This is a genomic window from Nissabacter archeti (assembly GCF_018257325.1).
Taxonomy (GTDB): domain Bacteria; phylum Pseudomonadota; class Gammaproteobacteria; order Enterobacterales; family Enterobacteriaceae; genus Chimaeribacter; species Chimaeribacter arupi.
This window is the reverse complement of the sequence record NZ_JAERKB010000001.1, coordinates 15,580-29,475: the sequence shown is the minus strand read 5'-3', so window position 1 is coordinate 29,475 and position 13,896 is coordinate 15,580. Positions and strand designations below refer to the sequence as shown.

The following is a 13,896-nucleotide window of genomic DNA, read 5'->3' as shown; positions in this document are numbered from 1 at the left end:
TTAGCAGGCTCAGAACAGCGCGGCCTGCTCCGGCCAGTCCGGTGCCGGGCCGAGGCCCTGGATCTGCGGTTGCAGCCGCTGCCAGATCTTCTGCGCCTGTTGCGGGGCATCGCTGCAATCCGGCGTATGGATGAACAGGTACGGCGGGTGGCTCTGCTGCCAGTCAGCCAGCTTACTGAACCAGGGGGTAAACCAGGTGAGGTTATCCTCCAGTTTGTCGCCGCCGATAAAACGCACGATGGGCCGGTCAGCGGTACAGAGCGCATGGACCGGCAGTTGCGGTTTTTTACGCTGGGCATCACGCACGGCCGCATTGGCCGGGTCAGCATGGTGCACCGGGCGGCTGTCCAGCATCACGCGGTTGATGCCGCGCTGCGCCAGCCCCTGATTCAGCAGCCGCTCCTCCGCGCCTTTGGCAAAGAACGCCGGGTGGCGCACTTCCACGCCATAACTGAACCCGGCAGGCAGCGCATCCAGAAAACGCCACAGCGCCGGCAGCCCCTGCGGGCCGAAAACGGCGGGCAGTTGCAGCCAGAGCTGGCCGAGGCGCGCCTCTAAGGGAGAGAGGGTGTGGAAAAACTCACTCACCAGCGCGTCACAGTCGCGCAGCGCCGCCTGATGGCTGATGGTGGCCGGGAATTTAAAGCAGAAGCGGAAGCCGTCGCCGGTCATGTCACGCCAGCGCAACACGGTTTCCGCGTTCGGCAGGGCATAAAACGTGGTGTTGCCCTCCACACAGGTGAAGTAGCGGCTGTAGTCGGCCAGGGTATGCAGGCCGATGCGGTGCCAGGCGGTATGCTGCCACTGCGGCAATCCGATATACATGCAAGCGGGGTCCTTGAGCTGAAGCGCCGCCCGCGGCGGCGCTGGGGTCAGGCGGGGCGTTACGCGGGCAGGGCGGCCAGCACCTCATCCGTGGACCGCACCCGGCCGATACGCGGGAAGATCGCGGTGACGCTGCCGTTGTGCTGCGCCGCGTTATGCGCGCTGCACGCATCTTCCACAATCACCTGATTATAGCCATATTCCCAGGCGCTGCGGGCGGTGGACTCCACGCCGATATTAGTGGAGATGCCCGCCAGCACAATAGTGTCGATGCCGCGGCGGCGCAGTTGCAGGTCGAGGTCGGTGCCGTAGAAGGCCCCCCACTGGCGCTTGATAACCAGGATGTCGTGCTCTGCCACGTTGAGTTCCGGCGCAAAGTCCCACCAGTCTGCCGGCAATTCACCGGCTGGGGCGGGCTGGTCTACCGGCTGTTTCAGCGCCTCAGCGAAATCCGCTGACCAGCCGACCCGCACCAGGATGACCGGCGACCCGTGCTTTCGGAAGCGCGCAGCCAGCCGGGCGGCGTTGTCTACCACCTGTTGGGCGCTGTGCGGCCCACCGGCGAACGGCAGGATGCCTTTTTGCAGATCGATGAGCACCAGCGCGGTGGTTGAAGGGGATAATGTGAGCATCGTGGGGACTCCTGAAAAAGGGGGCGGAAAAACGTCCGGCGTCAGGGCCGGCGCGGGGCCGGGGGTTGCTATACAACCGGCCGCCACGAGTTTATGCTACTGCCCGGAGGAATGGGTAAGCGCGGGGTTAACAAATTTGTTAAATGATGTGTGCCGACAACCGCCTGCGTGCAATTTTGTCGCGGCCTGACCCTGGGTTCGCTCTTATCGGATGCCTGAAATTCCTTTATAATGTCCGCCTTTTTTCACCAGCTATGACACTATAACGCGATGCCGATTTACGAATATGCATGCCAGGCCTGTGATCACCGGTTAGAAAAGTTACAGAAGGTGTCTGCGGCACCTCTGACCGAGTGCCCGGCCTGCGGCAAACCGACATTGACCAAACTCATCTCTGCGGCCGGGTTTCAGCTGAAAGGCACCGGCTGGTACGCCACCGACTTCAAGCCGGGCGGCAGCAACACCGGCAAGGGTGCCGCAGAGAAGTAACAGCACACTAAAAAACAGCAGCACCGGCGGGGCACGGTTCCGCCGTTCCCCCAGCTGAGTTAAAGGATATCGTTATGCGTACTGAATATTGTGGACAGCTGAACCTGTCCCATGTGGGCCAGGAAGTGACCTTGTGTGGTTGGGTAAACCGCCGTCGCGATTTGGGTGGCTTGATCTTTATTGATATGCGCGACCGTGAAGGGATTGTCCAGGTGTTCTTCGACCCGGATCACCAGGCCGCTTTCGCCCAGGCCTCAGAACTGCGTAATGAGTTCTGCATCCAGATTACCGGCACCGTGCGCGCGCGCCCGGAGAGCCAGGTCAACAAAGAGATGGCGACCGGCGGGGTGGAAGTGTTTGCCCACAGCCTCAACATCATCAACCGCGCTGAGCCGCTGCCGCTGGACTCCAACCAGGTGAACAGCGAGGAGCAGCGCCTCAAGTACCGCTACCTTGACCTGCGCCGCCCGGAAATGGCCGACCGCCTGAAAGCACGCGCCAAAATCACCAGCTTTGTGCGCCGCTTTATGGACGATCACGGCTTCCTCGACATCGAAACCCCGATGCTGACCAAAGCGACGCCGGAAGGCGCCCGTGACTACCTGGTGCCGAGCCGGGTGCACAAAGGTAAATTCTACGCGCTGCCGCAATCCCCGCAGCTGTTCAAGCAGCTGCTGATGATGTCCGGCTTCGACCGTTACTACCAGATCGTGAAATGCTTCCGTGACGAAGACCTGCGCGCTGACCGCCAGCCGGAATTCACCCAGATCGACGTGGAAACCTCTTTCCTGAGCGCAGAACAGGTGCGCGAGCTGATGGAGAAAATGGTCCGCAACCTCTGGCAGGAAGTGAAAGGGGTTGATCTGGGCGCGTTCCCGATCATGACCTTCGCCGAGGCGATGCGCCGTTTCGGCTCCGACAAGCCGGACCTGCGTAACCCGCTGGAGCTGGTGGACGTCGCGGATCTGCTGAAAGATGTCGAGTTCAAAGTCTTCTCCGGCCCGGCCAATGATGCCAAAGGCCGTGTGGCGGCCCTGCGTGTGCCGGGCGGCGCCCAGCTGAGCCGTAAACAGATTGACGAATACGGCAAATTCATTGAGATCTACGGTGCGAAAGGGCTGGCGTATATTAAAGTCAATGACGCGGCGAAAGGGCTGGAAGGCGTGCAAAGCCCGGTGGCCAAGTTCCTCAGTGAAGAGGTGCTGGCGGCCCTGCTGGCGCGCACCGGCGCTACCGACGGCGACATGCTGTTCTTCGGCGCAGACAGCGCCAAAGTGGTGACCGATGCCCTGGGCGCGCTGCGCCTGAAACTGGGCCGTGACCTGAAGCTGACCCGCGAAGGCACCTGGGCGCCGCTGTGGGTGGTGGACTTCCCGATGTTCGAAGAGGATGGTGAAGGCGGCCTGGCCGCAATGCACCACCCGTTCACCGCCCCGCGTGACATGACCCCGGACGCGCTGAAGGCCGACCCGACTTCCGCTATCGCCAACGCCTATGACATGGTGCTGAACGGCTATGAAGTGGGCGGCGGTTCCGTGCGTATCCATCGCAGCGAAATGCAGCAAACGGTGTTCAGCATCCTCGGCATTAATGAGCATGAACAACGCGAGAAGTTCGGCTTCCTGCTGGATGCGCTGAAGTACGGTACGCCGCCGCACGCCGGCCTGGCCTTCGGCCTTGACCGCCTGGTGATGCTGCTGACCGGCACGGACAACATCCGCGACGTGATTGCCTTCCCGAAAACCACCGCGGCCGCCTGTCTGATGACGGAAGCCCCGAGCTACGCCAACCCGGCTTCGCTGCAGGAGCTGGCAATCAGCGTGGTGAAAAAAGGCAGTGACAACGCAGAGAACGCGTAATGGGTTATAAGCGACCCGAATCGGTGCTGGTGGTGATCTATGCCCAGTCCACCGGCCGGGTGCTGATGCTTCAGCGGCGGGATGACCCGGATTTCTGGCAGTCGGTCACCGGCAGCCTGGAAGAGGGTGAACCGCCGCTGCATACCGCGCAGCGTGAGGTGCTGGAAGAGACCGGCATTGATATTGCCGGGGAGAACCTGCCGCTGCTGGATTGCCGGCGCTGCATTGAGTTCGAGATCTTCCCGCACCTGCGCCACCGCTATGCCCCTGGGGTGTTCCGTAATCAGGAGCACTGGTTCTGCCTGGCGCTGCCCACGCAGCGTGAGGTGGTGATCACGGAACACCATGCCTACCGGTGGCTGGCCGCCCCCGAGGCGGCTGCCCTGACCAAGTCATGGAGCAACCGGCAGGCAATAGAAGAGTTTGTTAATTATTCAGTCTGAACAGACTATTTGGAGATGCTTATGGCAGGTCACAGTAAATGGGCCAACACAAAACACCGCAAAGCGGCACAGGATGCCAAACGCGGTAAAATCTTCACCAAGATCATCCGTGAGCTGGTGACAGCGGCCAAGCTGGGCGGGGGCGACCCGGGCGCGAACCCACGTCTGCGTGCCGCCATCGACAAGGCGCTGTCCAACAACATGACCCGTGATACGCTGAACCGTGCGATTGCACGCGGCGTGGGCGGCGAAGATGACAGCAACATGGAAACCATCATTTATGAGGGTTACGGCCCAGGCGGCACCGCCGTGATGGTTGAGTGCCTGAGTGACAACCGTAACCGTACCGTGTCTGAAGTGCGCCACGCCTTCACCAAAACCGGCGGCAACCTTGGGACTGACGGCTCCGTGGCTTACCTCTTTACCCGTAAAGGCGTGATCTCCTTTGCACCGGGCCTGGATGAAGACACCGTGATGGAAGCGGCGCTGGAAGCGGGCGCAGAAGACATCGTCGGTTACGATGACGGCGCGATTGATGTGTTCACCGCCTGGGAGAGCCTGGGCGAGGTGCGCGACGCACTGGAAGCGGCCGGTTTCAAGGCAGAGACGGCAGAAGTCTCCATGATCCCGTCCACCAAGGCGGACATGGATGCCGACACCGCGCCGAAACTGCTGCGCCTGATCGACATGCTGGAAGATTGTGATGACGTGCAGGAAGTTTACCATAACGGTGAAATTTCCGACGAAGTGGCCGCGACGCTCTAAGCGACCGTCCGCCCGCTGCACGACCCGATGCCGGACGCTTGTCCGGCATCTTTTTTTAGACCGGGTGCAGCCGCACCCCGACAGGGCGACTTCCCTCTTATGGCAATTATTCTGGGTATCGATCCCGGTTCACGCATTACCGGCTACGGCGTCATCCGCCAGCAGGGCCGCCAGCTCAGCTACCTCGGCAGCGGCTGTATCCGCACCAAGGTGGACGATCTGCCCGGCCGCCTGAAACTGATTTACGCCGGGGTCTGTGAAATCATCACCCAGTTCCAGCCCGATTTTTTCGCGATTGAACAGGTGTTTATGGCCAAAAATGCTGACTCGGCGTTGAAGCTTGGCCAGGCACGCGGCGTGGCGATTGTCGCGGCGGTCAACCACGACCTGCCGGTATTCGAGTATGCCGCGCGCCAGGTGAAACAGACCGTGGTCGGCACCGGGGCGGCGGAAAAGAGCCAGGTGCAGCATATGGTGCGCTCGCTGCTCAAGCTGCCCGCCAATCCCCAGGCCGATGCGGCGGATGCGCTGGCCATCGCGATTACCCACTGCCATCTGAGCCAGAATGCGCTTAAGATGAGCAGCGACAGGCTTCAGTTAGCACGCGGCAGGTTGCGCTGACTTCAGGCTGGATATTCATCCAGCCTTTTTTATGTTATAAACAGCGCAGTTAGTTATTCCGGCCGTCTGCCATACCCGGCAAACGGGATGGCCGGCAGGCATTTTTTGCGAAGGGGAAGAGTGTGATCGGTCGTCTCAGGGGAATTATTCTGGAGAAGCAGCCACCGCTGGTGCTGCTGGAAACGCAGGGCGTGGGCTATGAAGTGCATATGCCGATGACCTGTTTCTATGAGCTGCCGGAACTGGGGCAGGAAGCCATCATTTTCACCCAGTTTATCGTGCGCGAAGATGCCCAGTTGCTGTACGGTTTCAATGACAAGCAGGAGCGCGCGCTGTTCCGCGAGCTGGTAAAGGTCAACGGGGTCGGGCCGAAACTGGCACTGGCGATCCTCTCCGGCATGTCGGCGCAGCAATTTGTGCGGGCCGTCGAAAAAGAGGAGATCACCGCGCTGGTGAAACTGCCGGGCGTCGGCAAGAAAACGGCGGAGCGGCTGGTGGTGGAGATGAAAGACCGCTTCAAGGGCCTGAACGGCGACCTGTTCAACAGCGTCAGCGACATCACACTGCCGCAGGCAGAAGAGGCGCGCCAGGAAGCCGATGCAGAATCCGAAGCGGTCTCCGCGCTGGTGGCACTCGGTTACAAGCCGCAGGAAGCCAGCCGCCTGGTCAGCAAAGCCGCCAAACCGGGTGCTGATTGCGAAACATTGATCCGTGACGCCCTGCGCGCCGCGCTGTGAGGTAAACCATGATTGAAGCCGATCGCCTGATCTCCTCCACCGTGATCAATGAAGAAGAGATTATTGACCGGGCCATCCGCCCCAAACTGCTCAACGAATATGTCGGCCAGCCGCATGTGCGTGAGCAGATGGAAATCTTCATCCAGGCGGCCCGCCAGCGCGGCGACGCCCTGGACCACCTGTTGATTTTCGGCCCGCCGGGGCTGGGCAAAACCACGCTGGCCAACATTGTGGCCAACGAGATGGGCGTCAACCTGCGTACCACCTCCGGCCCGGTGCTGGAAAAAGCCGGCGATCTGGCGGCGATGCTCACCAACCTTGAGCCGCACGATGTGCTGTTTATTGATGAAATTCACCGGCTCTCCCCAGCGGTGGAAGAGGTGCTCTACCCGGCGATGGAGGACTACCAGCTCGACATCATGATTGGTGAGGGGCCGGCTGCGCGCTCCATCAAGCTGGATCTGCCGCCCTTTACGCTGGTCGGTGCGACCACCCGCGCCGGGTCACTGACGTCGCCATTGCGTGACCGTTTCGGCATTGTGCAGCGGCTGGAGTTCTATCAGGTGGCGGATCTGCAACACATCGTCAGCCGCAGCGCCGGTTGCCTGGGGCTGTCGCTGTCAGACGAAGGCGCGCACCAGATTGCCCGCCGCGCCCGCGGCACACCGCGTATCGCCAACCGGCTGCTGCGCCGGGTACGGGACTTTGCCGAAGTGCGCTCAGACGGCAACATTGACGGCAACGTCGCCAACAAGGCGCTGGATATGCTGGATGTGGATGCCGAAGGCTTTGACTTTATGGACCGCAAGCTGCTGCTGGCGATCATTGATAAATTCACCGGTGGCCCGGTCGGGCTGGACAACCTGGCCGCGGCCATCGGCGAAGAGCGTGAAACCATTGAGGATGTGCTGGAACCCTTCCTGATCCAACAGGGTTTTATCCAGCGTACCCCGCGCGGCCGCATCGCCACGCTCCATGCCTACCGTCATTTCGGCATTGACCGGCCGGACTGACCTGCCGCAGGTGAAATAATAAAAATGAAAAAGGAGCCTCACGGCTCCTTTTTCACATCAGTTGCAGATGAAATGCTGCCGGTCAGGCAGGCTGCTTTTTATTCAGGCTCAGCACAAACAGCAGGGCGGCACACAGCACCACGGACGGCCCGGCAGGCGTGTCGTACAGCGCGGAGAAGGTCAGGCCGCCGGTCACGGCCACCACCCCGACACCCACCGCCACGGCAGCCATCTGCTCCGGCGTGCGGGCAAAGCGGCGGGCCGTGGCCGCCGGGATAATCAGCAGTGAGGTAATAATCAGCGCGCCGACAAATTTCATCGCCAGCCCGATGGTCAGCGCCGTGACCAGCATCAGCACAATGCGCACCCGTTGCAGGTTAACGCCGTCCACATGCGCCAGCTCAGGGCTGATGGTCATGGAGAGCAGGGCGCGCCACTGCCAGCACAGCACCACCAGCACCACGACAACCCCGGCACCAATCATCCAGATATCGCTCAGCGTCACCGAGAGCAGATCGCCGAACAGGTACGCCATCAGGTCAACCCGGACATTGGACATCAGGCTCACCACCACCAGCCCGAGCGACAGCGCACTGTGGGCCAGGATACCGAGCAGGGTATCCACCGCCAGGTGCGGTTTGCGCTCCAGCCAGACCAGTGCCAGTGCCAGCACCAGCGTCACGGCGATCACCGCATAAAACGGGTTAACGTTCAGCAGCAGGCCAAACGCCACGCCGAGCAGCGAGGCGTGTGCCAGCGTGTCACCGAAATAGGACATACGGCGCCACACCACAAACGACCCCAGCGGCCCGGCGGCGGCGGCCAGCAACACCCCGGCCAGCCAGCCGGGTAACAGCAGTTCAATCATGCTTCACGTTCCCCTGTGCGCGGTGCCGCCTGGCTTTTCAGCACAATGCGGCCTTTCAGGTCATGGCGGTGGTTATGGTGGTGGCGGTAGATCGCCAGTTGTTGTGCCCCGTGGCTGCCGAACATGGCAATAAATTCCGGGTGCATTGACACCACTTCCGGCGTGCCGGAACAGCAGATGTGCTGGTTCAGGCAGAGCACATCGTCGGTTTTCGCCATCACCAGGTGCAGGTCATGGGAGACCATCAGCACCGCACAGCCCAGCTCCTTGCGCAACTGGTCAATCAGGTCATACAGCGCCAGCTGGCCGTTGACGTCGACCCCCTGGGTCGGTTCATCCAGCACCAGCAGTTGCGGCCGGTTCAGCAGTGCGCGCGCCAGCAGCACCCGCTGGGTTTCCCCGCCGGAGAGTTTCTGCATCGGCTGATGTTGCAGATGGGCGGCTTTGACCCGCTGCAACGCCGGCAAGATGTCCGCTTTTTTAACGCCCGGTTTCAGGCGCATAAAGCGGCTGACGGTCAGCGGCAACGTGGCATCCAGGTGCAGTTTTTGCGGCACATAACCAATGCGCAGGCCCGCTTCCCGCACCAGCGAACCGCTGTCAGGGGAAATCAGGCCCAGCACCACGCGGACCAGCGTGGATTTCCCCGCGCCGTTTGGGCCGAGCAGGGTCAGGATCCGCCCCGGTTTCAGGGCAAGTGAAATATCGGAGAGCACCCGCCGGTTGCCGAAGCTCACCGACACGTTCTCCAGGGTGACCAATGTGGACATAGTGATTACGTCTTGCAGTAAAATTCGAATGTTATAATATTACGTTTCACAAAATAAAACGACGAGATAACTCATTATGATACAAAAAAAACGCTGGTTACCGTGTGCCTTTTTCGGTGCGTCTTTGATGGCGGCTGCTTCTGTACACAGCGCGGAGGCCGCCGTGGTGACTTCCGTCCGCCCGCTTGGGTTTATTGCCGCCGCCATTGCTGACGGCGTCACGCCGACGGAAGTGCTGCTGCCGGACGGTGCCTCTGAGCACGACTACGCGCTGCGGCCGACCGATGTGCTGCGCATCAAGCAGGCCGATCTGGTGGTGTGGGTCGGCCCGGAGATGGAAGCGTTTATGACCAAATCCCTGGCGCAGCAACCGGCGGAGCGGCAGCTCTCTCTGGCAGCCTTGCCCACCGTAAAGCCGCTGTTATTACGCGGTGAGCATGATCATGATGAGCATGGCGAAGAAGCGGCCGATCACGCGGGAGAAGCGGCAGAAAATCATGCGCATGACCATGACGAAGATCACCATCATGGTGAATACAATATGCATCTCTGGCTCTCGCCGGCGATTGCAAAACAGGCGGCCATTGCGATTCATGACAAATTATTGGAACTCAAGCCGCAAAATAAGGACAAACTAGACGCGAATCTGCGCGACTTCGAGCTTAACCTCGCGCAAAGCCAGCAAAATATTGCTACTATGCTTGCGCCCGCGCAAAACAAGGGGTATTTCGTTTTTCATGATGCGTACACGTACTTCGAAAAACAGTTTGGCCTGAGCCCGTTGGGGCACTTCACGGTCAACCCGGAAATACAGCCCGGCGCACAGCGTTTACATCACATTCGAACACAGTTGGTTGAGCGTAAAGCGGTCTGCGTTTTCGCTGAACCACAATTCAGGCCAGCCGTCATTGCGGCCGTTGCGCAAGGGACCGGTGTCCGGATGGGCACCCTTGATCCGCTTGGCACCGGGCTGCCACTGGGGAAAACGAGCTACATGACGTTCCTGTCACAGATAGCCAACCAGTACGTGAGCTGCCTGAAGTAACATCAGAGGATAACATCACGTGCAGCAACTAGCCCGCGCTATTGCCTTGGCATACAACAACTTACCGCGACCGCACCGGGTAATGCTGGGGTCGCTTACCGTGGTAACTCTGGCCGTCGCTGTCTGGCGGCCTTTTGTTTACCACCCGGAACAGAACCCGATTGTGCGCAATGTGGAGCTGGATGCCGAGCAGCTCCGGTCATTGCTGCCGGAGGCCAGCGAGCCGATTGACCAACCGGCCCCGGAAGATGACATCCCCCAGGATGAAATTGATGAAAAAGTCGAGGGCGAGCAGGGCGTACATGAGTACGTCGTCTCGACCGGTGACACCCTCAGCAGCATTCTTACCCAGTACGGCATCGAAATGTCTGACATCTCGGTGCTGGCGCAGCAGAACAGCGAGCTGCGTAACCTGAAAGTCGGCCAGCAACTCTCCTGGACCCTCACCAATGACGGCGACCTGCAACGCCTGACCTGGGAGATGTCCCGCCGCGAAACCCGCACCTATGACCGTACCCCCACCGGCTTTAAATCGTCGGTACAGACCCAGCAGGGCGAATGGCAGAACAGCGTCATCCGTGGCCGGCTGGACGGCAGCTTTGTCGGCAGCGCCCGCGCCGCCGGGCTGAGCAGCAGCGACATCAGCGCGGTGACCAAAGCCCTGCAATGGCAGTTGGATTTCAAGAAGTTACGTAAAGGTGATGAGTTCGCGGTGCTGATGTCCCGTGAGACGTTCGAAGGCAAAAGCGAACAGAGCCAGTTGCTGGGTGTGCGGATGCGCAGCGGCGGCAAAGATTACTATGCGATCCGCGCGGAAGACGGCAAATTCTACGATCGCCAGGGCTCCGGCCTGGCCCGCGGCTTCATGCGTTTCCCTACGGTGAAACAGTTCCGTGTCTCCTCCAATTTCAACCCGCGCCGCACCAACCCGGTGACCGGCCGTATTGCGCCGCATAAAGGCGTGGACTTCGCGATGCCGGTCGGCACCCCGGTGCTGGCTGTCGGTGACGGCGAAGTGGTGGTGGCCAAGCGCAGCGGCGGGGCAGGCAACTATGTGGCGATCCGCCACGGCCGCCAGTACATGACCCGTTACATGCACCTGCGCAAAATCCTGGTGAAACCGGGGCAGAAAGTGAAACGTGGTGACCGCATTGCCCTTTCCGGCAACACCGGCCGCTCTACCGGCCCCCATCTGCACTATGAAATCTGGATTAACCAGCAGGCGGTCAACCCGCTGTACGCCAAGCTGCCGCGCTCTGAAGGGCTGAGCGGCAAGGATCGCAGCGATTATCTGGCCACCGCGAAAGAGGTTATCCCGCAGTTGCAGCTGGATTAACCCCGGTTTCATTTGCCGCAGGCCATTTCACCTGCGGCTTTCACAATTTCATTTCGCCTGCCGACAGGGCGTGTCGGCTGCGTGGAAACTTTTTGATGTAGCGAAGGTAGATTGCAAAAATTCTCACCGCAATTATCATTAGCCGATTGAAAAGACATTGAGTTTTCGCATGCAAAAAGAGAATAAACCGAACGCGGAGTTCATTCCGCAGTTCCAGAAAGCGTTTTACCATCCACGTTACTGGGGCGTCTGGCTGGGAACCGGGCTGTTGGCGGCGCTGGGCTATGTGCCGCCCCGCCTCCGTGACCCGTTGCTGGGCAAGCTCGGCAAACTGGCCGGTAAATACGCCCGCAGCGCCCGCCGCCGGGCGCAGATTAACCTGCTCTATTGCATGCCCGAGGTGCCGGAAGCGGAACGCGAACGGATTATTGATGAGATGTTTGCCACCGCGCCGCAATCCATGGTGCTGATGGCGGAAGTCGCCTGCCGCACCCCGGCAAAAGTACAGGATCGCATCCACTGGCATGGCCGTGACGTGCTGGACAGCCTGCACGCCGAAGGGAAAAACATTATCCTGCTGGTGCCCCACGGCTGGGCGATTGATATCCCGGCGATGTTGCTGGCAGCCGAGGGCAAACCGGTGGCCGGGATGTTCCACAACCAGAGCAACCCGCTGGTGGACTATTTGTGGAACAGCGTGCGCCTGCGTTTCGGCGGCAAACTCCATGCCCGTAATGACGGCATCAAGCCGTTTATCAGCTCAGTGCGCAAAGGCTTCTGGGGCTATTACCTGCCGGACCAGGATCACGGCGCGGAGCACAGCGAATTCGTGGATTTCTTCGCCACCTATAAAGCCACACTGCCGGCGGTCGGGCGGTTGATGAAAGTCTGCCGTGCGTCAATTGTGCCGCTGTTCCCGGTGTATAACGCGGCAGAAAGCCGCCTCGACATCCACATCCGCCCGCCGATGGACGATCTGGCCGACGCGGATGATCCTTACATCGCCCGCCGGATGAATGAGGAAGTGGAAAACGTGGTACGGCCGAATCCGGAGCAATATACCTGGATCCTGAAGCTGCTGAAGACCCGCCGCCCCGGCGAGAAAGAGCCGTACAGCCGCGATGAGCTCTACCCGAAAAAGAAACGCTGAGCGACACCGTTCCGCGTGAGTGAAAAAAACCGGCGCAGACCCTGCGCCGGTTTTTTTATGGCCCGGTTCTGGGATCAGGCGGCAGGCCGCGTCCGCAGAAAATAGCGCAACAGCAGCAGCCACAGGCCGCCCGCCAGCAGGTTCCACAGTGAGAACGCGCCATTGCCCCAGGTGGTATAGAGCTGTTTCGCCACTTCAATGCCCCCGGCGTACAGCGCCAGCGTAATCAACCCCACCGCCGCGGCCACCGTGCCTTTGCCGACCGGGCTGGCAAACAGCGTCAGGCGGTAAAGCCCGGCATTAATCAACCCGGTGCCGAAGGCATAGAGGCTCAGGCCAATGACGCTGACTACCCATTGGTGCGGGTCGCTCAACGCGGCCACAGCCGCGATCGCCAGGCCCAGCACAATCGGCCAGGCACCCAGCCACAGCGGTTTCTCAATCGTCACCCGGCCACTGAGGCGGCTGAGCAGCAGGTTGCCGATAATCAGTGAGACAAAAATCGGCACCTGCACCAGCCCATATTCCAGCGGCGTCAGGCCGCCATCCTGTATCAGGATCACCGGTGACTGCGCCACCCAGGCCAGCAACGGCAGGGCAGAAAAACCGATCGCCAGTGCGCCGCAAAGCAGGCGGCGGTTGCTGAACACCTGCCGGTAATCCGCCAGCAGCCGGGCAACGGAGAAGCGTTCCCCGGCGTTGCCGGCCGTTTCCGGCATCGCGCGCCATAACCCCCACAGTGAGAACGCCGCAATCAGCGCAAACAGGGCAAACATCGCTTTCCACGGGGCGACATGGATAAACGCCGCGCCTGCCACCGGCCCCAGCAGCGGGGCAATCAGCGCCACGTTAGCCATCAGCGCCATCATTTTAATGCTCAGGGTTTCGGCGAAGGCTTCCTGAATCGCCGCATACCCCACGGCACCGATAAAGCAGAGGCTGATGCCCTGCAAAAAGCGCATCAGGATAAACTGCTCAATACTGGTGACCCACAGTGTCAGCAGGCAGGTGGCCACAAACAGCGCGACGCCCACCAGCAGCACCGGGCGTCGACCCAGCCGGTCAGAGAGCGGGCCGAGCAGCCATTGCAGCGTCATGCCGCCCAGCAGGTAAGCCGTGAGCGAAGTGGAAACCCAGCTGCTGTCGGCGCTGAAATCGCTGACGACCTGCAACATGCCGGGCTGGATCATGTCGTGGGCGATATAAGTGGCGAACTCGAACAGCACCAGGGAAAGGGGAAACAGCAGATGCCGGCGGGTCAGGGTCACCGCCGGGGAAAAAGAGGGGCTCATGATGGCATCCAGTCAACGTTAAAAACGGAAAAAGCGCGGCCGGGGCCGCGC

General features: G+C 60.8%; 15 protein-coding genes. 10 read left to right on the top strand and 5 right to left on the bottom strand.

All coding sequences use genetic code 11. The features are described 5' to 3' along the window. Positions 1–9: 9 nt before the first annotated feature. Positions 10–825: a DUF72 domain-containing protein gene (locus JK232_RS00135; RefSeq protein ID WP_212588625.1), complete on the bottom strand. Its 816-nt coding sequence runs from the start codon at positions 823–825 to the stop codon at positions 10–12. A gap of 59 nt (positions 826–884) precedes the next feature. Beyond that, positions 885–1,457 carry a hydrolase gene (locus JK232_RS00130; protein ID WP_072931077.1) on the bottom strand — a complete coding sequence of 191 codons (573 nt, stop codon included), beginning with the start codon at positions 1,455–1,457 and terminating at the stop codon, positions 885–887. Between the two features lie 270 nt (positions 1,458–1,727). Between JK232_RS00130 and JK232_RS00125 the strand changes: the two genes are divergently transcribed. From JK232_RS00125 to ruvB, 7 genes are all read left to right on the top strand, one after another. Next, complete coding sequence (locus tag JK232_RS00125; RefSeq protein ID WP_072931076.1) at positions 1,728–1,946, top strand: FmdB family zinc ribbon protein; 219 nt, start codon at positions 1,728–1,730, stop codon at positions 1,944–1,946. Between the two features lie 74 nt (positions 1,947–2,020). Continuing rightward, positions 2,021–3,805 carry an aspartate--tRNA ligase gene (aspS, locus tag JK232_RS00120; protein ID WP_101828425.1) on the top strand — a complete coding sequence of 595 codons (1,785 nt, stop codon included), beginning with the start codon at positions 2,021–2,023 and terminating at the stop codon, positions 3,803–3,805. Beyond that, positions 3,805–4,248, top strand: a complete 444-nt coding sequence (gene nudB / locus JK232_RS00115; protein WP_072931074.1) for a dihydroneopterin triphosphate diphosphatase — start codon at positions 3,805–3,807, stop codon at positions 4,246–4,248. Before aspS ends, nudB begins: the two co-directional genes overlap by 1 nt. Positions 4,249–4,269: 21 nt before the next feature. Continuing rightward, on the top strand, positions 4,270–5,013 hold the full coding sequence (locus JK232_RS00110) for a YebC/PmpR family DNA-binding transcriptional regulator (RefSeq protein ID WP_072931204.1): 744 nt from the start codon (positions 4,270–4,272) through the stop codon (positions 5,011–5,013). A gap of 99 nt (positions 5,014–5,112) precedes the next feature. Next, the gene (gene ruvC / locus JK232_RS00105; protein WP_072931073.1) at positions 5,113–5,634 is read left to right on the top strand and encodes a crossover junction endodeoxyribonuclease RuvC; all 522 of its coding nucleotides are present in this window, start codon (positions 5,113–5,115) and stop codon (positions 5,632–5,634) included. A 122-nt stretch (positions 5,635–5,756) separates the two neighbouring features. Then, positions 5,757–6,371, top strand: coding sequence for a Holliday junction branch migration protein RuvA (ruvA, locus tag JK232_RS00100; RefSeq protein WP_072931072.1), 615 nt, complete (start codon positions 5,757–5,759; stop codon positions 6,369–6,371). A gap of 8 nt (positions 6,372–6,379) precedes the next feature. After that, positions 6,380–7,384, top strand: coding sequence for a Holliday junction branch migration DNA helicase RuvB (gene ruvB / locus JK232_RS00095; RefSeq protein WP_072931071.1), 1,005 nt, complete (start codon positions 6,380–6,382; stop codon positions 7,382–7,384). Positions 7,385–7,466: 82 nt separating this feature from the next. Here ruvB and znuB read toward each other — a convergent pair whose 3' ends face one another. Both znuB and znuC read right to left on the bottom strand, forming a co-directional pair. Next, a complete protein-coding gene (gene znuB / locus JK232_RS00090; RefSeq protein WP_072931069.1) occupies positions 7,467–8,252 on the bottom strand; it encodes a zinc ABC transporter permease subunit ZnuB in 786 nt (261 codons plus the stop codon). After that, positions 8,249–9,022 carry a zinc ABC transporter ATP-binding protein ZnuC gene (gene znuC, locus JK232_RS00085; RefSeq protein WP_101828426.1) on the bottom strand — a complete coding sequence of 258 codons (774 nt, stop codon included), beginning with the start codon at positions 9,020–9,022 and terminating at the stop codon, positions 8,249–8,251. The genes znuB and znuC overlap by 4 nt, the downstream gene beginning before the upstream one ends. 76 nt (positions 9,023–9,098) lie before the next feature. Here znuC and znuA point away from each other — a divergent pair, with 76 nt between their 5' ends. The 3 genes from znuA to lpxM all read left to right on the top strand — a co-directional run bounded on the left by znuA (position 9,099) and on the right by lpxM (position 12,553). Beyond that, on the top strand, positions 9,099–10,067 hold the full coding sequence (gene znuA, locus JK232_RS00080) for a zinc ABC transporter substrate-binding protein ZnuA (RefSeq protein ID WP_072931065.1): 969 nt from the start codon (positions 9,099–9,101) through the stop codon (positions 10,065–10,067). A gap of 19 nt (positions 10,068–10,086) precedes the next feature. After that, complete coding sequence (mepM, locus tag JK232_RS00075; RefSeq protein ID WP_072931063.1) at positions 10,087–11,403, top strand: murein DD-endopeptidase MepM; 1,317 nt, start codon at positions 10,087–10,089, stop codon at positions 11,401–11,403. 169 nt (positions 11,404–11,572) lie between these two features. After that, on the top strand, positions 11,573–12,553 hold the full coding sequence (lpxM, locus tag JK232_RS00070; RefSeq protein ID WP_072931061.1) for a lauroyl-Kdo(2)-lipid IV(A) myristoyltransferase: 981 nt from the start codon (positions 11,573–11,575) through the stop codon (positions 12,551–12,553). Between the two features lie 74 nt (positions 12,554–12,627). Here the strand turns inward: lpxM and JK232_RS00065 are convergent, their stop codons facing one another. Continuing rightward, a complete protein-coding gene (locus tag JK232_RS00065; RefSeq protein WP_212588624.1) occupies positions 12,628–13,845 on the bottom strand; it encodes an MFS transporter in 1,218 nt (405 codons plus the stop codon). Positions 13,846–13,896: the final 51 nt, after the last annotated feature.

Coding starts and splice junctions, on each gene's coding strand:
- JK232_RS00135 (WP_212588625.1), bottom strand. CDS start 825: ATGTATATCGGATTGCCGCAGTGGCAGCATACCGCCTGGCACCGCATC.
- JK232_RS00130 (WP_072931077.1), bottom strand. CDS start 1,457: ATGCTCACATTATCCCCTTCAACCACCGCGCTGGTGCTCATCGATCTG.
- JK232_RS00125 (WP_072931076.1), top strand. CDS start 1,728: ATGCCGATTTACGAATATGCATGCCAGGCCTGTGATCACCGGTTAGAA.
- aspS (WP_101828425.1), top strand. CDS start 2,021: ATGCGTACTGAATATTGTGGACAGCTGAACCTGTCCCATGTGGGCCAG.
- nudB (WP_072931074.1), top strand. CDS start 3,805: ATGGGTTATAAGCGACCCGAATCGGTGCTGGTGGTGATCTATGCCCAG.
- JK232_RS00110 (WP_072931204.1), top strand. CDS start 4,270: ATGGCAGGTCACAGTAAATGGGCCAACACAAAACACCGCAAAGCGGCA.
- ruvC (WP_072931073.1), top strand. CDS start 5,113: ATGGCAATTATTCTGGGTATCGATCCCGGTTCACGCATTACCGGCTAC.
- ruvB (WP_072931071.1), top strand. CDS start 6,380: ATGATTGAAGCCGATCGCCTGATCTCCTCCACCGTGATCAATGAAGAA.
- znuB (WP_072931069.1), bottom strand. CDS start 8,252: ATGATTGAACTGCTGTTACCCGGCTGGCTGGCCGGGGTGTTGCTGGCC.
- znuC (WP_101828426.1), bottom strand. CDS start 9,022: ATGTCCACATTGGTCACCCTGGAGAACGTGTCGGTGAGCTTCGGCAAC.
- znuA (WP_072931065.1), top strand. CDS start 9,099: ATGATACAAAAAAAACGCTGGTTACCGTGTGCCTTTTTCGGTGCGTCT.
- lpxM (WP_072931061.1), top strand. CDS start 11,573: ATGCAAAAAGAGAATAAACCGAACGCGGAGTTCATTCCGCAGTTCCAG.
- JK232_RS00065 (WP_212588624.1), bottom strand. CDS start 13,845: ATGAGCCCCTCTTTTTCCCCGGCGGTGACCCTGACCCGCCGGCATCTG.